Raw genomic sequence first — 23,439 nt, forward strand, 5'->3', positions numbered from 1 at the left:
TACCGCGTTTGGCGGTGCCGTTTTGTGTTTTATTACTGCCCTGTCATTGCGAGTAAATAAAAGCGGTCGCCTCTGAACGATTATATGACATCAGGCGGGTCGGCCTGTCACCCTGAGCTTGTCGAAGGGTCGCGCGCAGAAGCCCCGCCCACCATACTTCGACAAGCTCAGCATGACACCCATTTTTAAACATGTCATGGGTAGGCACGAAGCAATCGCGAACAGTACAGGGCGGACCTGCCTCCGTGCGATTGCTTCGTACCTCGATTTCTATGATCTAAGCAACTAATTTGAGATAATTTTTTTCATATTTCCGATTTTGGTTCACGCAGGATAAAATACGCTGTACCAGTTTGTTTCTGACAGCGTTTAAAACGCTCATTTTATTCTTTTTTTCAATGTTTACTTTTCTTTCGTAATAAGCCCTTAATTCATCGTTGTATTGAATAGCTACCAGTGCAGCCATATGCAAGAGCGTCTTTACTTTTTTATTAGCCATATGTGAAACCCGACCTTTGCCCTTGAACACTCCGGACTCTTCCAGATAAGGTACGAGGCCCGCGTAGCAGGCATATGAACTCGCATTGTTAATATCTTTAAACTCGTTGGTCGTTACGATCAATTGTATCGCTGTAACCTTGCCGATACCTACTACAGAAGTAACCAGGGTGAATAAACGCTTTAGCTCCGGGTCAGCGTTAACGATATTCATGATCTCTTTTTCTACAGCTTCTAAGCTGGCCTCAATACCATTAAGGGCCTTATTACAGAGGTTGGTGTTTTGTTTAGCAGCTTTCTTTTTAACAAAGCTGCCATATTCCTTAAGTGGTATTTTGAGTATTTTCTTTGTTTTTATCAACCTTGAGCGGGTAGATGATAAATGGGCCAGTTGCTGAACCTCTTCCCTCCTGGGGGACCACAGGCGTAACTCTTCCCTGCTTTTATAAGCGTAGGTAGCTATCCGCATAGAATCTACCTTGTCATTCTTGCCACGAAGATTACCAAGTGACTTTTTGATCTGGCTTGCTGCTTCCAGACAAATGTTTGCCTTCTTCTTATATAAGCAGGATAATAAGTGATTACTGTAGATGCCGGTGTGCTCAAGGCAAAAGATGGCCTTGTTCATCGCAAAGCCCTTTAGCTTGCTAAGCTCCTTTAATAGGGCATAGATCGCATCCGGATCATTGATTATTTCCTTGTGGAAAAGAAACGTTTTACCCTGTTGAACCGAAAAATCGAGTTCATTCTTTGATACATCGATACCGATGAAAAATTCAAATTCCATACCTTTGTGCTGTTTATGTAAGTAAACAGTTAACGGTTTCAAACCACATCAATACCTTACTAATGAGCCTTCCAAACTCTAATTTCTATTTGATGTCTCAGTTTAAAACAAACGGTAAGGGGTTCAATCGAGGTATAGGCCTTAATGCCTGGCAATGACGATAACGCACCCTTACCGTTGTTAACTTTTTCCACAAAATACAAGGTTATTAACAAAGAAAAAGAAGCAAAAAGAAAGCTTCAACAATAATAATAACCTCTATTATTTTGTTGAAGCTAATCTAAAGGCAATGACGTTTTGGGGAGAAGCATGGAGTGCTACTAAAATATCGCCTCAGCAATCCTTTTAGTTGGCCCTGCGTTGCTCATGGTATAAAAATGCAGTACCGGAGCACCAAAAGCGATCAATTCTTTACACTGATTGATCATCCATTCAATACCAACCTCTTTAACCGCTTTTTCATTATCACAAGCGTGGATAGCATCAGTCAAATCTTCAGGAAGATCGATATGGAATGTTTTTGATAGCGTAACTAATTGTTTTGACGATGTTATTGGTTTCAGTCCCGGAATAATAGGAACTGTGATGCCATTAGCACGGCAACCGTTCACAAACTCTTTGTATTTATCGATATCAAAAAACATTTGGGTTACTATGAACTGAGCACCCATTTCAACCTTTTGTTTCAGGTATTTGAAATCGGTTTTTAGGTTAGGGGCCTCAAAGTGTTTTTCGGGATAACCGGCTACACCCACGCAGAAGTTTGTTTTAGCTGTATTGCCATGATCTTCGTGCAGGTAAATGCCGTTGTTAAGGTTTACTACCTGTTGCAATAGCTCGGTTGCATAGCAATGGCCATTGGGGGTAGGTACAAATGATGAATCGCCAAGGCGGGCATCACCGCGTAATACCAGTACGTTTTCGATACCTAAAAACTCCAGCTCGATGAGGGCGTTCTCGGTTTCATCTTTAGTAAAACCGCCGCAAAGCAGGTGAGGTACGGTATCAACCTTGTACTTGTTCATAATAGCCGCGCAAATGGCAATGGTACCAGGGCGCTTGCGGTATGATAATTTTTCGAGCAGACCGCTTGGATGCTGTTTGTAAATAAAATCTTCGCGCAGGGTGGTCACATCAATAAACGGAGGTTTAAACTCCATCAGCGGATCGATGGCGTTATAAATGCCCTGGATGCTTTGCCCCTTTAAAGGCGGGATCAATTCGAACGAAAAAAGTGTTTTGCCGTTAGCGTTTGCTATATGTTCAGGTATTTTCATTAGCCCCCTAACCCCCTAAAGGGGGAATTTTTTATTTAAGTTTTATAATATACTTTTTTAATTCCCCTCTTGAGAGGGGGCGCGGTGGAGATGTGTATTGGGAGGGGGGTGTTATACGACGTTCATTGTCGCTTGACTAACACACCCCTCCACCCCTCTCGAGAGGGGAATCGCACATTCCCTACGCTTTTTGTTGCCTTCCTTCTTACTCCCCCTTTAGGGGGCCGGGGGGCTAATAATTAATATTCGGCCCTAACCAGCGTTCAACATCTTCAAGCGGCATATTCTTACGCAGCGCATAATCCTCCACCTGATCTTTGCTGATCTTACCCAAACCAAAATACCTTGCCTGCGGATGCGCGAAGTAGAAGCCGCTTACAGAGGCAGCAGGCAACATGGCCAGGCTCTCGGTTAGTTGCATGTGCGCGTTATCTTCTGCTTTTAACAGTTCAAACAACGTGGTTTTTTCGGTATGATCCGGACAGGCTGGATAGCCCGGTGCCGGACGGATGCCTTGGTATTGTTCTTTGATCAGATCAACGTTGCTCAGTTGCTCGTCTTTCGCGTAGCCCCAGTATTCTTTACGTACCAGTTCGTGCATTTTTTCGGCGAAAGCTTCGGCAAGGCGGTCGGCGAGGGCTTTGGCCATGATGCTGTTGTAGTCGTCATGGTCGGCCTCAAATTCGGCAACCAGCTCATCGCAGCCTAAACCTGTGGTTACCGCGAAGCCGCCGAAGTAATCAGGTACACCGCTTTCTTTTGGCGCGATGAAATCTGACAGAGCGTAGTATGGATCGTTCTTCACCTTTTCGGCCTGTTGGCGTAGGGTGTGGATGCGGTTTAACACCGTGGTGCGACTTTCGTCGGTGTATAGTTCAATATCATCACCTACGGCATTGGCCGGCCAGAAGCCGATTACGCCACGGGCGGTTAACAGTTTGTCTTTAACAATGCGCTTCATTAGTTCCTGCGCGTCATCAAACAGCTTTTTGGCTTCAACCCCTACAAACTTATCATCAAATATTTTTGGATAGCTGCCGCGGAGTTCCCAGGTATGGAAAAACGGTGTCCAATCAATATAAGGGAGCAGTTCTTCCAGCGGGTAGTTCTCGATAACTTTAGTACCGGTGAAAATAGGCTTCGGGGCAACATCCCCATCCAGGCTGATCTGGAATTTGCCTGCACGGGCTTCTTCGATAGTTACAAAACGCTTGTCAGATTTTTTGTTGGCATGTGCCTCGCGGGCTTTGGCGTATTCATCCTTAATGCCCTGGATGTAAGCATTACGATTATCCTTGCTCATCAGGCTGCTGCACACCGTAACACTGCGTGAAGCGTCCAGTACGTGGATAGCCGCGCCCGAATATTGCGGAGCGACTTTTACCGCAGCGTGAATACGGGATGTTGTAGCACCACCAATAATAAGCGGAATTGTAAATCCTTCGCGTTCCATCTCTTTGGCAAAATGCACCATCTCATCAAGCGACGGAGTGATCAAGCCGCTTAGCCCGATAATATCTACCTGTTGTTTTTTAGCTTCTTCAATAATGCGTTGCGCAGGTACCATTACCCCAAGGTCAATCACCTCGAAGTTGTTACAGGCCAGTACCACACCAACTATATTTTTACCAATATCATGCACGTCGCCTTTTACGGTGGCCATTAAAACCTTACCGGCGTTGGCACGCTGATCTGCATTGGCGTTGTTTTTTTTCTCTTCTTCAATAAATGGCAGGAGGTAAGCCACGGCCTTTTTCATTACCCGGGCCGATTTTACTACCTGCGGAAGGAACATTTTACCGGCGCCGAATAAGTCACCTACAATGTTCATCCCATCCATCAGCGGGCCTTCAATTACCTCCAATGGTTTACTATAGGCCTGGCGTGCTTCTTCCACATCGTTATCAAGGTATTCAACAATACCTTTTACCAGCGAGTGGGAGAGGCGCTCCTGAACGGTGCCTTTGCGCCATTCTTCGTCGCGTACTACCTCTTTGCCTTTACTTTTAATGGTATCTGCAAATTCAACCAAACGCTCGGTGGCATCCTCACGGCGGTTTAATAATACATCTTCTACCAGTTCTAACAGGTTTTTAGGGATTTGCTCGTAAACCTCCAGCATCCCCGCGTTTACAATACCCATATCCATACCGGCCTGAATAGCATGGTATAAAAACGCTGAGTGCATAGCCTCGCGCACGGTATTGTTACCCCTAAAGGAGAAGGAAATATTACTTACACCACCGCTCACTTTAGCATGCGGCAGGTTTTGCTTGATCCAGCGGGTTGCCTCGATAAAATCAACCGCGTAGTTGTTATGCTCTTCCAAGCCGGTGGCTACGGTGAGGATGTTGGGATCGAAAATGATATCCTGCGGGGGGAAGCCCACTTCGTTTACCAATATATCGTACGATCTTTTACAGATCTCTATCCGGCGTTCCAGTGAATCAGCCTGGCCGGTTTCGTCAAAAGCCATTACTACGGTGGCTGCACCGTAGCTTAATATTTTGGAGGCATGTTCTTTAAACTTTTCTTCGCCCTCTTTCAGGGAGATAGAGTTTACAATGCCTTTTCCCTGTACGCATTTCAAACCAGCCTCGATCACCGTCCATTTAGAGGAATCGATCATGATGGGCAGTTTGGCAATATCAGGCTCGGAAGCTACGAGGTTCAGGAATTTTACCATCACCGCTTCAGAGTCGATCATGCCCTCATCCATGTTGATATCGATAACCTGGGCACCACCTTCAACCTGTTGCAGGGCAACAGATAGGGCAGCCTCATAATCCTCGGCCAAAATCAATTTCGAAAATTTAGGCGAACCGGTAATATTGGTACGCTCGCCTACGTTCACGAAAATACTTTCGGGTTTTATAGTAACCGATTCCAAGCCGCTCAGTCGCATATCCGGCTCAATTTGAGGGATAGGGCGGGGCGGGAAGGCGGCAGCTTTATCGGCAATGCATTTAATGTGATCGGGCGTGGTGCCGCAGCAGCCGCCGACAATGTTTACCAGTCCGGCTTTGATAAAATCATCAACCTGGTGGGCGGTTTCGTGCGGGGTTTCGTCGTATTGACCAAACTCGTTCGGTAAGCCGGCGTTTGGATAGGCTGAGATATATACGCCCGCTTTTTCAGAAAGCTCGGCTAAGTGAGGGCGCATTTCACGTGCACCCAAAGCACAGTTTAAACCTACCGAAAGCAAGTTGGCATGGCTTATCGAGTTCCAGAAAGCCTCAACCGTTTGGCCCGAAAGGGTACGGCCCGAGGCATCTGTAATAGTACCCGAAATCATGATGCCGCCCGAATCCCTGAAAGCAGGAAAATCCTTACCGGCAGCTTTACATTCGTTTTCGTAACGTTTGATGGCGAACAGGGCCGCTTTGGCGTTCAGCGTATCAAAGATGGTTTCAACCAATAACAGGTGCGAACCGCCATCAACCAAACCCCTAACCTGATCATAGTATGCATCGGCCAGATCATCAAACGTAACGGCACGATATCCGGGATCATTAACATCAGGCGATAAAGATGCAGTACGGTTTGTTGGCCCGATAGCACCGGCAACAAAGCGTGGCTTATCGGGGTTGCGTTGGGTGTATTCGTCGGCTACTTCGCGGGCAATGCGCGCGCCTTCGTAGCTTAGTTCGTAGGCAAGTTCTTCCAGCTTATAATCGGCAAGGGAAATTACCTGCGTGCTGAAGGTATTGGTTTCAATGATATCGGCCCCGGCGTCCAGGTATTCGGCATGGATGGCCTTGATAATATCCGGACGTGTAATGTTGAGCAGGTCATTATTCCCCTGTAAATCGCTATGATGATCGCGAAAACGCTCGCCACGAAAATCCTTCTCCGTGAGCTGGTACCGTTGTATCATGGTACCCATTGCTCCATCAATCACCAGGATGCGTTTCTGTAATTCTTTTCTAATGTCCATTTTTTGATTTCACCGATTTTTTATTTGATGATTTCACTGATTGGTTTGATTTTAAAGATTATTATGATTTGCCGACGTATTAAGCAAATAGCCGGTTAGTACATATCAAATCAGTGCAATTAAAAAATCATTGTAATCACAAATAAATAAAAAGCTTATCTCGAAAAGTCGGGTGTTGTTATGACTTTCGCTTATCTTTCCCAGTGCCGTTTGGCTGCTGAGTAGAATGTAGCACCTTGTGAAGCACAGGTTGCTAAGACATCGCAGGGTCTAATCCCTCCGTCTTTCTCCATAAGCACCGCAAAGTTGCGTAATAAAGTTGTCATTTGCAAGTGTATAACACAGCCCTAATATCACGGTTAAGCCACATTGTTAAACAAAAAAAGCCGCCTTTTTTGGAGGCAGCTTTTTGATTTGGTTTCTTGTTGAAATTATCTTCTTCTGCCGCCAAATAAGCGAAGGACAAACAGAACAGGTTGATGAAATCAAGGTATAAAGTTAACCCGCCCATCAGCGCCATTTTCTTGGCCGAAGCGTCGCCGTATTCAAGGCCAGCGCCAATGCGTTTTAATTTTTGAACATCATAAGCAGTTAAGCCGGTAAATACCGCAACGCCAAAGTAGCTGATGATATAGCCTATAGCTTCGCTGTTTAAAAACATGTTTACCAATGACGCGATAATGATGCCAATCAATAACATGATCAGGATGCCGCCAAAGTTGGTCAGATCCATCTGCGTTGTATAACCCGCTATCGCCATTACGCCGAATACCAGCGCTGATACGCCAAAAGCCAAAGAAACGCTTGATGAAGAATAAATCAATAGAAGGAAGCTAAGACTTACGCCCGTAGCCGCCGAATATGCAATGAATAAAAATGCCAAAACGGGGTAAGAAAGGCGATTTAATCCAAAGCTCATAAGTAATATGAAAGCTAATGGCAAAAATCTAACTATCATACCCAGGTTTGTTAAATGACCTGTGTTAAAATCAAATAATAAACTCCTTAAGGCAGGAGTACCTGCAAATAAAAACGCGCTAACGCCTGAAATGGCAAGCGCTACAAACATCCAGCTGAATACACCAGATAAAAATTTGCGTGAACCGACCTCTGATTGATCCCTAACTTCGATAACATTATCGTAGTTGTATTTTGAATCTTTAAATTCCATTTTATGTTAAAAATTATAGTACGAATATATGAATAAAAGGTGAATGTAAGGTGAAGAACAGGGGAAAGACTCAAGACTATTAGAATCAAGAGTCAAGAAAAAAGAGAAAGATTGACAACCTTGCCATCCCTCTTTTCTTGCTTCGTGACTCTTGATTTCCTGCCTCTATCTCCCTAATTTAGCCTTCTCATCAACTGCTCTTCCACTTTTTTGAAAACCTGTACAGGTTTTAACGCCCTCCAGCCCAAATTATCCAGCTCGCCACCAAAGTTGATGTAGTAATCGATGTTATTACGTTTAAACTCTTCTATCACATGTTCGCGGAAGTTAATACCGGCTATCCAGCCATCTTCCACATCCTGAAACCACTCTTCGTAATAGCAATCATCACTTGAGTGGAAATTGAGCACGTTTTCGCCAATCAGGATAAAATGGCTGATGCCGTTATCCACCATCAGGTCTAAAAGCTCGCGCTTAAGCAGCATGATGTCGTTGTTGATAGCATCGTTCCATTCGCCAATCAGCTCAATAATGGTATAGCCTTTATCATAATCGGCAAAAAGCACTTTTAAATAAAGGGTATTGGAGCCGAACGAATCCCATTGCGGGTGCAGCAGATAATTATAAACCTGCTTGTCAAATTCAAACTCGCTGTATTCTGTAGCGTAAAAAGGCGAATACTCATCTTCCGATGCTACGTAATCGTCTCTCCAGCGGTAATATGGTTCAATCTCGTGCATTGTTTTTATTCGATTTCAGATTTGCGGATGTGCGGATTATAGATGTGCAGATATGCAGATTTCAAATGTGTAAATGAAAGCATCCGCACATCAAAAATTTGCATATCTGCACATCTATAATCCGCACATCGAAACTATTTTTTAAAATAATGATCAACAGCGCTTCGTACGCTGCCGTATTGTTTCAGTAGCCCGGCTGCTTCTTCTTCACTTAGCCCGGTTTCGTTCATTACCATGTGTGTGCCCCTGTTCACTAATTTGTGGTTACTTAATTGCATATCAACCATTCTGTTTCCTTTAACCTTGCCAAGCTGGATCATTACGCTTGTGCTCAGCATATTTAAAACTAATTTTTGCGCGGTACCGGCCTTCATGCGGGTTGATCCGGTTAAAAACTCAGGACCGGTCACCACCTCAACCGGGTATTGCGCCACGCCCGCTACCGGGCTGCCGCTATTACAAACAATGCAGCCGGTAACAATATTGTGCTCATTCGCGGTTTTCAAGCCGCCGATAACGTAAGGTGTAGTGCCTGAAGCAGCTATGCCCACCACCACATCTTTATCATTAATATCATAAGCCTGCAGATCGGCCCAGGCTTGCACGGCATCATCCTCAGCAAACTCAACAGCTTTGCGGATAGCGCCATCTCCACCGGCTATCAATCCCACCACCATATCAAACGGAACACCAAAAGTTGGCGGACATTCCGAAGCATCAACCACACCTAAACGACCGCTGGTACCTGCGCCTATATAAAACAATCGACCGCCGGCTTTCATCCTTTTGGCAGTGATAGTAGCCAGGGCTTCTATCTGCGGCAGCGCTTTTTCAACAGCCAGCGGAACGGTTTTATCCTCATTATTAATGTTCTCTAAAATTTCCCTTACGGTTTGTTTTTCGAGGTTTTTATAGTGCGATTCCCTTTCGGTGGTGGTTTCCATAGGCTATTTTCAAATAATTTATAACAAAATTCGGTAAAAAACATCAAATGCAAGGGCGCAGGTAAAAATTATTGACACTGCAATTGTTAACTTTGTGTTATAACTATGAAGAGGACCGCGGGTGTAATTTTCCGGACAATGATCCTGCTATTATTGGGGATCCTGATAGGCTTAATGCTTAACAGGGATTTTGCTACCCATAATCTCGGTCTTTCACTTGCCAACAACAGCAAAATTTCAAAAGTACTGCAACTGGTTGAGCGTAATTATGTGGATACGGTTAACATTGATAGTATTGAAGGCGTATCTGTAAATAACCTGCTCCAAAACCTCGATCCCCATTCACTTTATTTGCCACCCCAACAGGCCGAATCTATCAACGAACGTTTAGACGGCGGCTTTAACGGAGTTGGTATTGAGTACCAGGTACTGCGCGATACGCTGGTTATTACCCAGGTATATGTGGGTGGCCCGGCACAGAAAGCCGGTTTGTTAGTCGGCAGCAAGGTGGTAAGTATAAACGGCGAAAGACTATCCGGGGCCAAACTCGTTACTACCAAGATCAGTAAAATTTTCAGAGGAAAGGGCGATGCCGCGTTAAAGCTTGGCGTGGTACTGCCACTCGGTAACAAGTTTCAAACGCTTGACATTAAACGCGGCCATGTTGACCTGAGCAGCGTTGACGCGGCTTATATGGCCGATGCTAAAACCGGCTATATCAAGATCAGCAAGTTTTCGGCCACTACCGACGTTGATTTCAGAAAGGCCTTAACCAACCTGAAGGTTGACGGTATGGATAAGCTAATGCTTGACCTGCGCGGCAATGGCGGCGGTTATCTTAACGCGGCAACCTCATTGGCCGATGAGTTTTTGACCGATAAGAAACTAATAGTTTATACCAAAGGCATCCACGAGCCACGTACCGATTATTTTGCTACCGATTCGGGCATGTTTCAAAACGGTAAAGTTGTTGTATTGATAGATGAATATTCGGCCTCGGCCAGTGAGATCTTGGCAGGCGCGTTGCAAGATTTGGACAGGGCTACCATTGTTGGTCGCCGTTCTTTTGGTAAAGGCCTGGTGCAGCAGCAGTTTGGTTTTGATGATGGGTCGGCGGTGAACCTTACCGTTGCCAGGTATTATACGCCGTCGGGTCGTTCAATCCAAAAATCGTACAAAAATGGTGTTGATAGCTACCGCAGCGAATTGGCGCAGCGCATGCAAAAAGGCGAGCTGTTTTCGGAACAAAGTAACCTTAATGATAGCATTTTTAAATCGCCATCAAATTACCATACCTCCAGCGGTCGTAAGGTGTTTAGCGGTGGAGGCATTATGCCCGATGTTTTTGTACCTGCCGATACTACCCGCAGCACCATACTGATCCAGGATTTGAGCCAGCAACAATTGTTTACCGCTTATGTGATTGATAAGCAACAACAATTACTAAAAGGATATCCTACTGAAGACGCTTTTTTAAAACAATACACAGTTACCAACGATGATGTAGACAGATTTATCCTGTACGCTTCGCAAACTATCAAAGAAATGGACTCGCATGAATTAATGCTATCGCGCGAGCCAATAAAAACTATCCTCAAGGCCCACACTGCCCGCTTTAAATGGGGCGATAACGCTTACTTTAAAGTGGTGAATGCTGATGATGTGACGTTTAAAAAAGGGTTGGAGCAGTAGGATTTGAGTTTAATAAAAACAAATGTCATTTCGATAGAACGGAGGGGGAGTGCGGCAGGGCGAAAGAGAAATCTTGTACGCCCTGCAAAGCAACTTGCATGGTGAAAAGCAGGGCGTACAAGATTCTCCTCACAGCCTCCCCTTTATCCCAACGCTTGTTCGTTCGAAATGACAAGTTGGGTAATTTATTAGTATTTCTCTGCCAGGAAAACCTCTTCAATCAACTCCAAATTAGCCATAACACCAGCCAGGGTACCGCTGTTAACCGCATTGGATATTGAACGGATGCCCGACGAGTTATCGCCGCAGGCAAAAACGCCCGGTATGGTTGTTTTCTGTTTGCCATCAACCACTATATAGCCTGGTTTGCTGATCTCGCAACTTAATTGCTCTGCTATATCGCTGTGCTGCACAAATGGAACCCTGGCGTACAAGGCGTTCAATTTTACTTCCTCGCCATTTTTTAGGCGGATGCTATTTAGATAGCCTTTAGTGTGATCAAACGCAGCGATCTCATCTTCAATAATATTGATGTTATTATTATGGATGATCTTTTCCTGCTCGGCGCTAATAGTTGATTTGCCATTGGTGAACACGGTAAGATTCTTCGTCCAGTTGGAGATGAGTTTAGCCATCTCGAAACCTATTTCGCCATTGGCAAATATGCCTGTCGGTTGATCCTTATATTCGTAACCATGGCAATAGGGGCAATGGATAACCGATACGCCCCAGCATTGCGCAAAACCCGGAATAGCGGGTAGCTGATCTTTAATACCATGCGCAAGAATTAGCTTTTTGGCGTTGAAAATATCGCCGGAAGTAGTACTTATTTCGAAGCCTTTTTCGGTTGTTTTGGCTTGGGCTGCCACGCCATTAAGCAGTGTAACGGTTGGGTATTTTAAAGTTTGTTCGCGGGCTATGGTTGCAATTTCATTCGGGGTTTGCCCATCGCGAGTGAAAAAATTATGGGAGTGCGGGGTTGGCTGATTGCAGGGCCTGCCGCTATCAATGATTAATATGTTCCTTGCCGCGCGGCCTAATGCCATACTGGCTGATAAACCGGCGCTGCTGCCGCCTATAATGATCACATCAAAATCCTTCATATACAATTTGAGTTTATAACGCTGGTAAAAGTATATGGTAAAAACACAAAACGCAACTAAGTTGCGTTTTGTGTTTTTTATGTGACAAAGTAAAAATGTGGTTAAGCCACTACCATTTATTGGCGTTAACCACAGTCATAATACCATTAAAGTACGATAGTAACTTACGGTTATCATCTTGAATATAGGCTTCCGGATAATCCCAATCGTTGAAAGTTACTTTCCAGGCTTTAACAAAATGGGGTTGGTCGGGTGTATCAGGAGTAAGGTTATAATAGCCAAATTCGGCACGAACGCAGGATGAGGCATTAACATGGCCATCAACGTTGTAGCCATCTTTATTAAACGCATCAATAAAAACCTTGCGGACCTGCGGTAGCGTGGCCGAGGCTTTGGTATCGAAGCTAAGCGTTCCGTAGCACTTGCCAATGGAAGTGAAAAATGCCCCATCTTTGAAATGGTAACCAATACTTGCATTAAATATAGGCAAGCCTTTACTCTCTTCAAAAGCCATTACATGCTGGTAAACGCTGAGTGGGCCATTGGTAGTGACGCTGTCCTTTAAAATAACACGATATATTATCAGTCCGCTGGTTGAGATGTTGTTTTGTTGCAGCAGTTTTAAAGCAGTCGCCAGTTCGGTTTTATTGCTGTCGCTGTAATCGCGTTTAATGCGGTTGATGCAGCCGTTGTCTTCGCCATAACTGCCCGAAAGCTCGCCTTTTTTGCATGAAGCAAAAGCCATTAATGCCAGTAGCACTAAACAGTAAAACTTTTTCATGAAGCGTAAAGTATTGAGGTTTAGGGAGTATTACGCAGAATGGGAGGTATGTGTAACAGAGGTGCAAAAAAAACGTCATTGCGAGGAACGAAAGCAGAGGCCTCGAAGGAGTATATGAAATCCCCCTCACCGTCATGCCGAATTTATTTCGGCATCCCACGGGACGGGTCGTCGCTTTGCTCAGCATGGTTGCTTAGCGAGCGGGATGCTGAAACAAGTTCAGCACGACCTTAATCTTTATTATGCCATGGGTAGGTACGAAACAATCGCGAACCATACAGGGCGGACCTGTAAATAGGGGATTGCTTCGTGCCTCGCAATGACGCTTGGAGGGAGGTTCTTACTTCTGCCTAAACCAAACCTGTACCGGCGCGCCCGAGAAATCGAAATGCTCGCGGAGTTTGTTTTCAATAAAGCGGTAGTACGGCTCTTTTACATATTGCGGCAAATTGCAGAAAAACGCGAACATTGGCGAAGTGCCAGCAATTTGAGTGATGTACTTAATTTTAACGTATTTGCCCTTTATTGATGGCGGTGGATAGTTTTCGATGATCGGTAACATCACCTCGTTCAGTTTTGAAGTAGGGATTTTGCGGGCGCGGTTTTGGTAAACCTGGTTGGCCACGTCAATCACTTTTAATACCCTTTGCTTTTCGGTTACCGAAGTAAATACGATTGGCACATCGGTAAACGGTGCTATTTTCTCACGGATCTGCTCTTCGAAAACTTTAACGGTTTTGTTGTTTTTTTCGATCAAATCCCATTTGTTCACTACTATAACGATGCCTTTTTTGTTCTTTTCGGCCAGGTGGAAGATGTTGATATCCTGCGATTCAAGACCTTCAACGGCATCAACCATCAGGATCACCACGTCGGCTTCTTCCAAAGCTTTGATGGTACGCATCACCGAGTAAAACTCGATGTTTTCCTTAACCTTGGTTTTTTTACGCATCCCTGCAGTATCGATCAGCATAAAATCATGACCGTACTGGTTATAGTGAATATGGATCGAATCGCGGGTGGTGCCGGCAATTGGGGTAACAATGTTACGGTCTTTACCTATCAGGGCATTGATGATAGATGATTTACCTACGTTAGGGCGACCAACAATGGCGTATTTAGGACGGGTATTTTCCTCCAGTTCTTCGGCCTCAAAGTGTTTTACCACTTCGTCAAGCAGTTCGCCGGTACCAGAGCCTGTCATTGACGATATGGTGTAGATCTCGCCAAGGCCAAGGCTGTAAAACACCATGGCATCAGATACCTGGTTGTTGTTATCCAGCTTGTTTACCACCACAAAAACAGGTTTTTTGCTTTTGCGCAGGCGATTGGCAATGTCATCATCCAAATCGGTAATGCCGGTAGTTACATCAACCACAAACAGTACAACGGTAGCTTCTTCAATGGCGATATCTACCTGCTCGCGAATGGCGGCTTCAAAAACATCGTCGGAGTTGGCTACGTAGCCGCCGGTATCAATAACGGTAAAGTTGTGGTTAAGCCACTCGGCCAGACCGTAGTGCCTGTCGCGGGTTACACCGCTAAAGTCGTCTACAATAGCTTTACGACTTTCGGTTAAGCGGTTATATAATGTTGATTTGCCTACGTTGGGCCTGCCCACAATGGCTACTATGTTACTCATATTTTTTTGTTAAGAGTCAGGATGCAAGAAATCAAGATTCAGGAATACAAATCTATCTAACTTAACCACTGCTTCTACGAAATTTTTAATTTTTATTAATGATAGATCAAGACGCCTGATATCCTGCATCCTGATTCTAAAAGTCCTGGTTCTATTCTTTTTATTCGTACCCGAATTGTTTCAGGTAGTTTTTCTTATCGCGCCAATCTGGAATTACTTTTACAAAAGTTTCGAGGAAAATTTTGCGTTGGAAAAACTCTTCCATCGAACGGCGGGCGTAGGTGCCTACAATTTTCAGCATCTCGCCGTTTTTACCAATGATGATATTTTTTTGCGAGTCGCGTTCTACAATGATCTCGGCGCTGATGCGGTAAAGTTTTTCGCCCTCAATAAAGGCGGTAACAATAACCTCGGTGCTGTATGGGATCTCTTTTTTGTATTGTTTAAATACCTGTTCGCGAATCATTTCTGAAGCGAAGAAACGGTCATTACGATCAGTAAGCGCATCTTTTTCATAATAAGCAGCATGCTCTGGCAGGTTGCTTATCACAAAATCCATAATGGCTTTGATGTTATGCCCGTGTAAAGCCGAGATAGCGAAGATGGCTTTAGGGTTCAGTTTTTCCTGCCAAAACTCAACTTTCTTTTTTACAGTTTCCTCGTCGCTTTGGTCAATTTTGTTGATCAGTACGGCAAGGGGGGCTTCAGAGCGTTCCAGTTTTCTCAACACGTCGGCTTCGTCGTATTCCTCGTAGATATCGGTAACCAGCAAAAGCAGATCGGCATCAACTATCGATCCATCTACCTGGTGCATCATGCTTTCGTGCAAAGCATAGTGTGGTTTGATAACGCCGGGAGTATCCGAAAATACGATCTGGTAGTTTTCATCATTTACGATACCCAAAATACGGTGACGCGTAGTTTGCGCTTTTGGGGTGATGATGGACATTTTTTCGCCCACCAGCGCATTCATAAGGGTTGATTTCCCTGCGTTGGGCTTACCTATTATACTTACAAAACCTGCGTGATGAGCCATAAAAAATAATTAAAAATATATTTGGACTGCAAAGAAACGAATTATATCTTTGCAGTCCAATTAAAACGGAGTGCAAATTTGCATTTTGATAATTGGAAGGACCTTTCCGGGGTTATGACCGGATCTCAAAATATATAGCACATTAATACAGTGCGGGATGGAGCAGTTGGTAGCTCGTCGGGCTCATAACCCGAAGGTCGTAGGTTCGAGTCCTGCTCCCGCTACAAAGTGAAAAGCCTTAGATGAAAGTCTGAGGCTTTTTTGTTGAGATAATTTTACCTTTCTACCCCGCCCCAATTATCTTATAAACCCCTTCCCGGTATTTATCGCCAATTGCTATAACGATATCTCCTATAAAAATTCGGCCCCGTTCCACACTGGTTATGTGGTGGATGTTTACAATAAAAGAGCGGTGCACACGCATAAAGTCGCCTGCCGGTAATTGCTCTTCCAGCCCTTTAAGCGTTTGCAGGCTCATTACCCTTGTATCCGCAGTGTGGATGGATACATAATTTTGCACTCCTTCCACATACAATACATCACGAAGAATTATGCGCTGAATGCGGTGTTCGGTTTTTACAAACAGGTATTCAGTCGTGGTTTTGGTTGCTGGTATTGGTTTATCATGAGTTATTGCCAGGGCAGGTGATGATTGCTTTAACGCCTTTTCGGCAGCGCGGTAAAAACGATCAAACGCTATGGGTTTTAACAGGTAGTCAACCACATCATGCTCGTAGCCATCAAGTGCATAATCGGAATAAGCGGTGGTGAGGATTACCAAACATTGCTTTCCCGCAATTTTCATAAACTGCAAGCCGGTAAGTTCGGGCATCTGGATATCTAAAAACACCAGGTCAATATTTTGATCCCGTAATATGCCAAGTCCTTCTATTGGGTTTACGGTGCTGCCAACCAGTTCTAAAAAGGGCGTTTTATTTACATAGTCTGCCAGTATATCAATAGCAAGCGGTTTATCATCTATAATAAGGCAGCGTAAACTCATGGGTTAAGTTGCAGTTGTAAATGTGCAATATAATGATCGTTAGCAGTTACCGCTAATTTATATTTACCGGGATATAAAAGCTCCAGCCTGCGCTTAACATTATTAAGCCCTATCCCACCAAGTTTATCTTTTTGACTATTGTTGATCTTGTTGCTTACGGTGAAATCAATATGATCATTAGTGGCTAATAACCTTATATTAACCGGAGTGGATACATTGTTAAGCACGCCGTGCTTAAAGGCATTTTCTACAAAGGCTACAAATAACAGCGAAGCCACCTTTTGCAATCCCACATAGCCTTCAACCTCAAAGTTAATAAATGCATTACCTTTTGCACCGATGCGTTGTAATTCGATAAGGTTATGGAGATAATCTATTTCGCTTTGCAGCGGCATAAAATCATCAGTGCTTTCGCGCAGCATATAACGCAAAAGCTCGGATAGTTTGAGCAAAGCCTCAGGCGCCCGTTCCGATTTTTGGTAGGTAAGCGCATAAATATCATTAATGGTATTAAATAAAAAATGCGGGTTAACCTGCGACCTTAAAAAGGCAAGCTCCGTTACCAGTTTCTCTTTTTGTAAAGCCTGCTCCCTGTTGCGACCCTGTAGCCAGTTCTCTCCAAAAAAGTACATCAACCCATACACAAAGTATTTAGGGTAATAGTACCAAAATACATTACCAATGTAGTATTGTGCCGATACATGGTTGCCTTTATAGTTATCAAAACCCAATACAGGTTTAAAAAAGCCGAACTCGACAGCGTACCGCCAGCCCGACAATACCGCAAGCATCAGCACTGCTATAAGTAATGCTTTAACATACTTTTTATGTAGAAACAATAGCGGCGCTACCAACAGGCAACTACCATAAAAACACAGTGCCGCAACGCTATAAAAGCCAATACTGATGAGCGTATATTTCAATAGCAGCGCAGCATCTTTAGGCATTGCCTTAAACGCAGCATATTCGTTGCCGATAAAATGTGGAATAACATCATTAAGTACCAATAGTAACCACACCAATACATGCAGCAATACTATGTTTTTTTGCTTCATGCGGTAAATATAGCGCTTGATGGGGCATCAACCGGCTGCCGAAAGGACATCATTCTGATTTTATTGACCAACGGGCTAATGTTGATGATGAAACTTAATACTTCGTTCATCAATGAAATTGGCCGGTTCATCAATCACATTTAGCTGATTTGTTTTTCAGGAAGATATTTGGTTTAAATCATTCAACAGACTATGAAGAAAATACTATTACTTGTCTTTATTGTTTTAAGCGGTCGGGGTTATAGCCAGGAAAAAGATCAGCTTAAGGTAAATGTGCATCCGGGAGTAGAACTGTTTACTATAGTGCAGATCCTGGCTGATAAATACCCGCAGCCAAATCCATCTGCTTACAGTAAAGAGGCGCTTGCCTACTTCGGAAAATATAAAGACCATCCGGCGGTAAAAAAGGTGGCCACTTTTGAACAAACCTATACCGACCTTGTTGAGCTTGGCTGGTGCATGAGCGATTTTCCCAATATTAAAATTTACGAACCCGCCGAGCTATCCTGGTATAAAAACTATGGTAAGGAGAATGTGCTGGAATACATTAAACTTTGTCGCGACTTTTTTAACGATACTCATTTTTGGGATTTTTATCAGCAGCATGCTGCTCGCTACACACAATGGGGCAATACGCTGAAAGCCAGTGTTGATTCGGCCGGGTTAGTGCAAAAACTGCAAGGCTTTTATAAGTACAATGCCGATGTACACTGGTGGATCTGTATCGACCCTTTAAACAGCTGGGGTTCGCACGCTATTACCACCAAAACCGTCAACCCGCAATTCGCCGATTGGATAGTATATAATACCGGCTACTTTGCACGTAATGCCGACCCGCAAAAAGATCCCCACTTTGAATTTACCAACTTCGATAATCTTGTATTTCATGAAGGTAGCCACATTTACCTTAACGGACTGGAAAAGCAATATGAAAAGCAAATAGATGAACTGGCCTACCTGTTTAACAAAGATGACGACGGCATGAAGCGTAACAGCATCAGCAACTGGCGTTACTGTTTCGATGAAAATGTGGTACGCTCAGTAACAGCTGCCCTGTATCATAAATACCGGGAGCCGCGTGCCTATAAAAAGCAAATAGCTAAAGAACTGCTAAGTGATTTTATTTATGTAGAAGAGTTGGAACCTTTTATATATGAGCGCTATTTAAAAAGCAACAAATACAAATCATTTGCCGACTTTTTTCCTGAGATAATTGCGTATTTAAAGCAAAAACATAGCGTGGCCGATAAAATGGCTTTAAAGTAACAGCGAAGGCAAAACAACACTACAAAGGACATACAGTTTCATCAAATTAGCCTTGGGGTAAAACCTGGGGCTTTTTTATTTATATTCGATATTTGTAAGCCACAGCCACACTGGCCGGAGTTTTAATGCTTCATAACGTGTGATAAAATACTTTAACAATGACCTTTTGCAAAAGAAATAAAATCTACTTGTTTATCCTGTTAGCCTTAATGGTAAAATCAAGCAGTAATTTGTTGGCTGCGGATTCAAGTACCTTGCCTGTAAAAGTTGTTATTGTTAACAAAAGTGATGTTTATGTAGCTGGCTACTCAAATAATGATAAATACAATTTCCTTGTTACTTATTGGAAAAACGGAAAGCCAGTATATCTTACACAAGGAAAGCAACAAGGAAAAGCGACCGGGATAGCTGTTGTAGGGAATGATGTGTATGTATCCGGAGAGGTGTATAACGAAAAATATAGTGTAGCAACCTATTGGAAAAATGGGGTAGCCGTAAATTTAACAGATGGGCATAGTAAGGCTTCTGCCTCGGGTATAGTTGTTATTGGTAAGGATGTTTATGTATCGGGCAATGAGGCAGGTAAAGATGGATCATATATTGCCATGTATTGGAAAAATGGAGTACCGGTGCGTTTAAGCGAGGGAAGCAGTTATGAACCAACATCTGCAATTGCTGTTTCTAACGGCAACGTTTACGTATCAGGTTTTGAACAGGACATGAAAAATTTGCGCTTATCCAAAGCCAAATATTGGAAAAACGGAAAAGCCGTGTTACTTACCGCTGCTGACAAATCGGCCACTGCGAGTGGGATTGCTGTAGTAGGCAACGATGTTTATGTGGCTGGCCAGCAGCTTGGGAAATTTAGCTATATGGTTGAGTATTGGAAAAATGGGAAAGAGATAGGCCTTAGCGACGTGGAAGGAACCGGAGCCACCTCTCGGGCAATTGCTGTAATGGGGAGTGATGTGTATGTAACAGGGGCTAAGAAAGGCGATGGCAGTAAATTGGTTCCTGTATATTGGAAAAACGGGAAGGAAATAATTCTTAGCGCGGAGACATTGAAACTAAACGGTTACGCCGAAGCGATCACGATTTCTGGCGGAAAGGTATATATAGCAGGCGAAGAACATAATGGATATAGCGATGTAGCGAAATATTGGGAAAACGGCCGGGCTGTTTATCTTGGCGATGGCAAGCATCCTTCAGCAGCTTATGCCATTGCTGTTGTAAGGAAATAATTTTGTGTGATTAGTTAGCCTTAATAGAAATAAAAACGCAGGGGTAGAGAAAAAGAAAAGCCCCAGATATTTTGATCTGAGGCTTTTGATTGTAGCGCGTTTAAATATTACCTCGCCAGGTAACCGCCATCCACATTATAATACGATCCTGTAACAAAGGATGCTTTATCGCTGCTTAGCCAAAGTACAAGTTCAGCTACTTCTGCCGATTCTCCTAAACGTCCTATAGGATGCAAACCAATAAGGGCATCTCTCGAAGCCTGATCCATCGAGCTTTCAACCAAAGGGGTTTTAATAAACCCGGGACCTACGGCATTAACACGGACACCTTTTGCAGCATATTCAACAGCTGCGGCCTCAGTTAATCCCACCACGCCGTGTTTAGCGGCTACATATGCTGATGAGCCAGCAAAGCCAACTTTTCCTAATATGGAGGCCATGTTTACAATATTCCCACCACCCGATTTAAGAATTGCAGGGATCTGGTAGCGCATGCCATAAAACACTCCCGAAAGGTTGATCTTGATAACTTTGTCCCATGCCTCCAAATCGTACTCGCCCGCAGGGGCCGATGGGCCGCCTATACCTGCATTATTGCATGCAATATGCAAAGCTCCGTATTTGGCTACCGTTTGCTGAACCAATGATTCATTTTCCGCCGCCGAGCCGGTATCTGCCTTTATAAAAAAAGCTTCACCACCCGCGGCAATTATTTCGGCAACGGTTTCGTTACCAGCTTTTTCAACAATATCACTCACTACAACTTTGGCGCCTTCGGCTGCATATTTCAATGCCACCTGCTTGCCAATACCTGAACCGCCACCAGTAACTATGGCAACTTTATCTTTTAAAATAGACATAACAGTATATAATTTATATACATCTATAACGTTCAGATTGCCCAAAATGCTTAAGCTATCGCTTTCACAATTGTCGCTATTGTTAGCACTATATGGAAATGGTATCAGGAATTTTCCTGGCGAAAACGTTCGGGGGTATAGCCGGTTTGTTTTTTGAAGAAACGGCTAAAATATGATTGCCCTTTAAAACCAAGATCAATAGCTATTTCTTTTAACGATTTACTGCCGTGGCTTATCTCGCGCCGGGCTTCAATAAGGGTATAATTGTATATCAGCTGACTAACCGAAAGTTCAAATTTCTCTTTCACTATCTGGTTAAGCCTTTTAGCTGTAATGCCTATTTTATCGGCATAAAAACCTGCAAATTTTTCGGTTTTGTAGTTTTGGCTAATCAATTCAATCAGCTTGCGCATGCGTTCGTCCTGGTATGCTAAAGCTGATTTCGATTCGCGGCTTAAGCGCAAAAGCTGAAATAAAAAGGCATCGATATAAAAATGCTGTAAGCGGGCATCATTGTGTATGTTGCCTTCAATCTTCATCACTTGAAACAAGTGTGCCAGCGTTTCTGCGGCCTTGTCATTTATATTTATCCCGTTGTTATTAAACGGGCCAAACAAAAAACGTAAGTCATCATCCGCAATACCATCAAAGAAGCTTTTAGAAAGTAATATTACCCGGGATTTTGGAGGAGTACCGGGCAGGGCATGCACCTGGCCGCGCGCTAACAGGTAGATGGTGTTTTGTTTAACAGGATAAGGTTCAAAATCGATATGATGCAAACCGGCATCTTCAAGGTACCATATAATGGCAAAAAAATCTACCCGGTGGTTTATTTCAAACTCGCCAAGGTTGATGTTGCCTGTATCAGACACAATAAAATCTGTTTGTAATAGATGATGAACAGGTATATCCGACGGAGCTTTCAATTGCGCGTTTTTATTGAAGCAAAACTAAGCTATTGTATAAATATTGTTAGCATTTGTCTACTCTCCAACGGTTTTAGTAAAACTGTTGTTATTTATATATCAGTCAATTTGCTCATTCACCCAAATTTAATATGTTTGATGCTATGAACCAGCAACCTACCTCCGCAAACCCTATAAGGCGGATATTAACAGCGAGCCTCATTGGCACAACCATAGAGTTTTTCGATTTTTACATATATGCCACAGCCGCGGTGCTGGTATTCCCTAAGTTGTTTTTTTCGGCATCAGATCCGGCCTCGGCCACGCTCGAATCGTTGGCTACCTTCGCGCTGGCCTTTTTTGCGAGGCCCTTGGGTGCTGCCATATTCGGGCATTTTGGGGATAGGAAAGGGCGTAAGGCTACGTTAGTTGCCGCATTAATGACCATGGGGCCATCAACCGTAGCTATTGGTCTTTTACCGGGTTACAATACCATTGGTATTGCCGCGCCAATATTGTTGGCTTTGTTTAGGTTTGGGCAAGGTTTGGGCCTTGGCGGCGAATGGGGTGGCGCGGTATTGTTGGCTACCGAAAATGCACCTCCGCATAAAAAAGCATGGTATGGTATGTTCCCGCAGTTGGGTGCCCCCATAGGCTTCCTGATCTCGAGTGGTACGTTTTTTATCCTGAGTAAAACCATGAGCGATGAAGCGTTTATCAGCTACGGCTGGCGCATTCCTTTTATAGCAAGCGCGCTACTGGTTTGGGTAGGCCTTTATGTACGTTTAAAAATATCCGAAACGCCGGATTTTGTGAAGATCATCGATAATAACGAACGCTCGGAAGTTCCCTTTGCTGATGTTTTTGTTAAGCATACCAAAGCTATCACCTTAGGTACACTGGCTACAATTACCACCTTCCTGCTGTTTTATTTAATGACGGTGTTCACCCTAAATTGGGGCACAACAGCATTACATTATACTAAAAGCAACTTCCTGATCATTCAAATGATATCTATGTTGTTTTTTGGCTTAGGGATCCCGCTTTCCGCGGTATTAGCAGATAAGTATGGTCGCGATAAGATGCTCATCCTGGCAACGATATGCATTATGGCATTTGGACTTGTTTTCGCGCCTTTATTTACTTCCGGAAGCCTGGTAACAACCTGCGTATTCCTTTCATTAGGTATGTTTTTGATGGGGCTTACTTACGGACCTATTGGCACCGCGCTGGCCGGCATTTTTCCGGCATCGGTAAGGTATACCGGCGCTTCGCTGGCTTTTACATTAGCGGGTATTTTGGGCGCTTCAATTACTCCGGCCCTGGCAACCAAACTGGCAGGCAAATATGGGTTGGCCTACGTGGGATATTACCTTACGTTTGCTTCGGCGGTTACATTGCTGGCTTTACTGGCATCCCGCAAAATGATTGGAAAGCAGGCAGAGTAGCTGATACAAAAAAGCCTCAAATCTCTCGATTTGAGGCTTTTTTGTATTTAATA

General features: G+C 43.8%; 18 protein-coding genes, 1 tRNA gene and 1 riboswitch. Of the genes, 5 read left to right on the forward strand and 14 right to left on the reverse strand.

The annotated features are described in order from the left end of the window. Positions 1-277 precede the first annotated feature (277 nt). The 6 genes from AAFN85_RS01675 to murQ all read right to left on the reverse strand — a co-directional run bounded on the left by AAFN85_RS01675 (position 278) and on the right by murQ (position 9,354). Positions 278-1,285 carry an IS110 family transposase gene (locus AAFN85_RS01675; RefSeq protein WP_347525217.1) on the reverse strand — a complete coding sequence of 336 codons (1,008 nt, stop codon included), beginning with the start codon at positions 1,283-1,285 and terminating at the stop codon, positions 278-280. A 320-nt stretch (positions 1,286-1,605) separates the two neighbouring features. Next, positions 1,606-2,562, reverse strand: a complete 957-nt coding sequence (gene metF / locus AAFN85_RS01680; RefSeq protein WP_347525218.1) for a methylenetetrahydrofolate reductase [NAD(P)H] — start codon at positions 2,560-2,562, stop codon at positions 1,606-1,608. Between the two features lie 232 nt (positions 2,563-2,794). Continuing rightward, on the reverse strand, positions 2,795-6,499 hold the full coding sequence (metH, locus tag AAFN85_RS01685) for a methionine synthase (RefSeq protein ID WP_347525219.1): 3,705 nt from the start codon (positions 6,497-6,499) through the stop codon (positions 2,795-2,797). A gap of 188 nt (positions 6,500-6,687) precedes the next feature. After that, positions 6,688-6,797, reverse strand: a riboswitch (SAM riboswitch). Positions 6,798-6,821: 24 nt separating this feature from the next. After that, positions 6,822-7,670 (reverse strand): Bax inhibitor-1/YccA family protein, encoded by an 849-nt coding sequence (locus AAFN85_RS01690; protein ID WP_347525220.1) that lies wholly within the window; start codon positions 7,668-7,670, stop codon positions 6,822-6,824. 173 nt (positions 7,671-7,843) lie between these two features. Beyond that, positions 7,844-8,410: a hypothetical protein gene (locus tag AAFN85_RS01695; protein ID WP_347525221.1), complete on the reverse strand. Its 567-nt coding sequence runs from the start codon at positions 8,408-8,410 to the stop codon at positions 7,844-7,846. Positions 8,411-8,544: 134 nt separating this feature from the next. Continuing rightward, positions 8,545-9,354, reverse strand: a complete 810-nt coding sequence (murQ, locus tag AAFN85_RS01700; RefSeq protein WP_347525222.1) for an N-acetylmuramic acid 6-phosphate etherase — start codon at positions 9,352-9,354, stop codon at positions 8,545-8,547. 105 nt (positions 9,355-9,459) lie between these two features. Here murQ and AAFN85_RS01705 point away from each other — a divergent pair, with 105 nt between their 5' ends. Further along, positions 9,460-11,046, forward strand: coding sequence for a S41 family peptidase (locus AAFN85_RS01705; RefSeq protein WP_347525223.1), 1,587 nt, complete (start codon positions 9,460-9,462; stop codon positions 11,044-11,046). A 188-nt stretch (positions 11,047-11,234) separates the two neighbouring features. Here AAFN85_RS01705 and AAFN85_RS01710 read toward each other — a convergent pair whose 3' ends face one another. The 4 genes from AAFN85_RS01710 to era form a co-directional block, all read right to left on the reverse strand. After that, on the reverse strand, positions 11,235-12,149 hold the full coding sequence (locus AAFN85_RS01710; RefSeq protein WP_347525224.1) for an NAD(P)/FAD-dependent oxidoreductase: 915 nt from the start codon (positions 12,147-12,149) through the stop codon (positions 11,235-11,237). A gap of 109 nt (positions 12,150-12,258) precedes the next feature. Next, positions 12,259-12,930 (reverse strand): hypothetical protein, encoded by a 672-nt coding sequence (locus AAFN85_RS01715; protein ID WP_347525225.1) that lies wholly within the window; start codon positions 12,928-12,930, stop codon positions 12,259-12,261. Between the two features lie 340 nt (positions 12,931-13,270). Beyond that, the gene (gene der / locus AAFN85_RS01720) at positions 13,271-14,572 is read right to left on the reverse strand and encodes a ribosome biogenesis GTPase Der (RefSeq protein ID WP_347525226.1); all 1,302 of its coding nucleotides are present in this window, start codon (positions 14,570-14,572) and stop codon (positions 13,271-13,273) included. A 160-nt stretch (positions 14,573-14,732) separates the two neighbouring features. Beyond that, positions 14,733-15,608 (reverse strand): GTPase Era, encoded by an 876-nt coding sequence (gene era, locus AAFN85_RS01725; protein ID WP_347525227.1) that lies wholly within the window; start codon positions 15,606-15,608, stop codon positions 14,733-14,735. Between the two features lie 151 nt (positions 15,609-15,759). On the opposite strand from era, the gene AAFN85_RS01730 reads away from it, so the two are divergent. After that, positions 15,760-15,832 (forward strand) — tRNA-Met (locus AAFN85_RS01730). Between the two features lie 59 nt (positions 15,833-15,891). Here AAFN85_RS01730 and AAFN85_RS01735 read toward each other — a convergent pair. Both AAFN85_RS01735 and AAFN85_RS01740 read right to left on the reverse strand, forming a co-directional pair. Further along, positions 15,892-16,611 carry a LytTR family DNA-binding domain-containing protein gene (locus AAFN85_RS01735; RefSeq protein WP_347525228.1) on the reverse strand — a complete coding sequence of 240 codons (720 nt, stop codon included), beginning with the start codon at positions 16,609-16,611 and terminating at the stop codon, positions 15,892-15,894. Next, entirely contained in the window at positions 16,608-17,666 is a 1,059-nt protein-coding gene (locus AAFN85_RS01740) for a histidine kinase (protein ID WP_347525229.1), read from the reverse strand. The genes AAFN85_RS01735 and AAFN85_RS01740 overlap by 4 nt, the downstream gene beginning before the upstream one ends. 192 nt (positions 17,667-17,858) lie before the next feature. Between AAFN85_RS01740 and AAFN85_RS01745 the strand changes: the two genes are divergently transcribed. Further along, positions 17,859-18,932 carry a DUF4932 domain-containing protein gene (locus tag AAFN85_RS01745; RefSeq protein ID WP_347525230.1) on the forward strand — a complete coding sequence of 358 codons (1,074 nt, stop codon included), beginning with the start codon at positions 17,859-17,861 and terminating at the stop codon, positions 18,930-18,932. A gap of 209 nt (positions 18,933-19,141) precedes the next feature. After that, positions 19,142-20,173, forward strand: coding sequence for a hypothetical protein (locus AAFN85_RS01750; RefSeq protein ID WP_347525231.1), 1,032 nt, complete (start codon positions 19,142-19,144; stop codon positions 20,171-20,173). Positions 20,174-20,280: 107 nt separating this feature from the next. On the opposite strand, the gene AAFN85_RS01755 is transcribed toward AAFN85_RS01750, so the two are convergent. Then, positions 20,281-21,033, reverse strand: a complete 753-nt coding sequence (locus tag AAFN85_RS01755) for a glucose 1-dehydrogenase (protein WP_347525232.1) — start codon at positions 21,031-21,033, stop codon at positions 20,281-20,283. Positions 21,034-21,137: 104 nt separating this feature from the next. Then, positions 21,138-21,959 (reverse strand): helix-turn-helix domain-containing protein, encoded by an 822-nt coding sequence (locus AAFN85_RS01760; RefSeq protein WP_347525233.1) that lies wholly within the window; start codon positions 21,957-21,959, stop codon positions 21,138-21,140. Between the two features lie 143 nt (positions 21,960-22,102). Between AAFN85_RS01760 and AAFN85_RS01765 the strand changes: the two genes are divergently transcribed. Continuing rightward, positions 22,103-23,386: an MFS transporter gene (locus AAFN85_RS01765; RefSeq protein WP_347525234.1), complete on the forward strand. Its 1,284-nt coding sequence runs from the start codon at positions 22,103-22,105 to the stop codon at positions 23,384-23,386. Positions 23,387-23,439 lie beyond the last annotated feature (53 nt).

The sequence above is a fragment of the Mucilaginibacter sp. CAU 1740 genome, assembly GCF_039839285.1.
GTDB lineage: Bacteria > Bacteroidota > Bacteroidia > Sphingobacteriales > Sphingobacteriaceae > Mucilaginibacter.

Coding starts and splice junctions, on each gene's coding strand:
- AAFN85_RS01675 (WP_347525217.1), bottom strand. CDS start 1,285: ATGGAATTTGAATTTTTCATCGGTATCGATGTATCAAAGAATGAACTC.
- metF (WP_347525218.1), bottom strand. CDS start 2,562: ATGAAAATACCTGAACATATAGCAAACGCTAACGGCAAAACACTTTTT.
- metH (WP_347525219.1), bottom strand. CDS start 6,499: ATGGACATTAGAAAAGAATTACAGAAACGCATCCTGGTGATTGATGGA.
- AAFN85_RS01690 (WP_347525220.1), bottom strand. CDS start 7,670: ATGGAATTTAAAGATTCAAAATACAACTACGATAATGTTATCGAAGTT.
- AAFN85_RS01695 (WP_347525221.1), bottom strand. CDS start 8,410: ATGCACGAGATTGAACCATATTACCGCTGGAGAGACGATTACGTAGCA.
- murQ (WP_347525222.1), bottom strand. CDS start 9,354: ATGGAAACCACCACCGAAAGGGAATCGCACTATAAAAACCTCGAAAAA.
- AAFN85_RS01705 (WP_347525223.1), top strand. CDS start 9,460: ATGAAGAGGACCGCGGGTGTAATTTTCCGGACAATGATCCTGCTATTA.
- AAFN85_RS01710 (WP_347525224.1), bottom strand. CDS start 12,149: ATGAAGGATTTTGATGTGATCATTATAGGCGGCAGCAGCGCCGGTTTA.
- AAFN85_RS01715 (WP_347525225.1), bottom strand. CDS start 12,930: ATGAAAAAGTTTTACTGTTTAGTGCTACTGGCATTAATGGCTTTTGCT.
- der (WP_347525226.1), bottom strand. CDS start 14,572: ATGAGTAACATAGTAGCCATTGTGGGCAGGCCCAACGTAGGCAAATCA.
- era (WP_347525227.1), bottom strand. CDS start 15,608: ATGGCTCATCACGCAGGTTTTGTAAGTATAATAGGTAAGCCCAACGCA.
- AAFN85_RS01735 (WP_347525228.1), bottom strand. CDS start 16,611: ATGAGTTTACGCTGCCTTATTATAGATGATAAACCGCTTGCTATTGAT.
- AAFN85_RS01740 (WP_347525229.1), bottom strand. CDS start 17,666: ATGAAGCAAAAAAACATAGTATTGCTGCATGTATTGGTGTGGTTACTA.
- AAFN85_RS01745 (WP_347525230.1), top strand. CDS start 17,859: ATGAAGAAAATACTATTACTTGTCTTTATTGTTTTAAGCGGTCGGGGT.
- AAFN85_RS01750 (WP_347525231.1), top strand. CDS start 19,142: ATGGTAAAATCAAGCAGTAATTTGTTGGCTGCGGATTCAAGTACCTTG.
- AAFN85_RS01755 (WP_347525232.1), bottom strand. CDS start 21,033: ATGTCTATTTTAAAAGATAAAGTTGCCATAGTTACTGGTGGCGGTTCA.
- AAFN85_RS01765 (WP_347525234.1), top strand. CDS start 22,103: ATGAACCAGCAACCTACCTCCGCAAACCCTATAAGGCGGATATTAACA.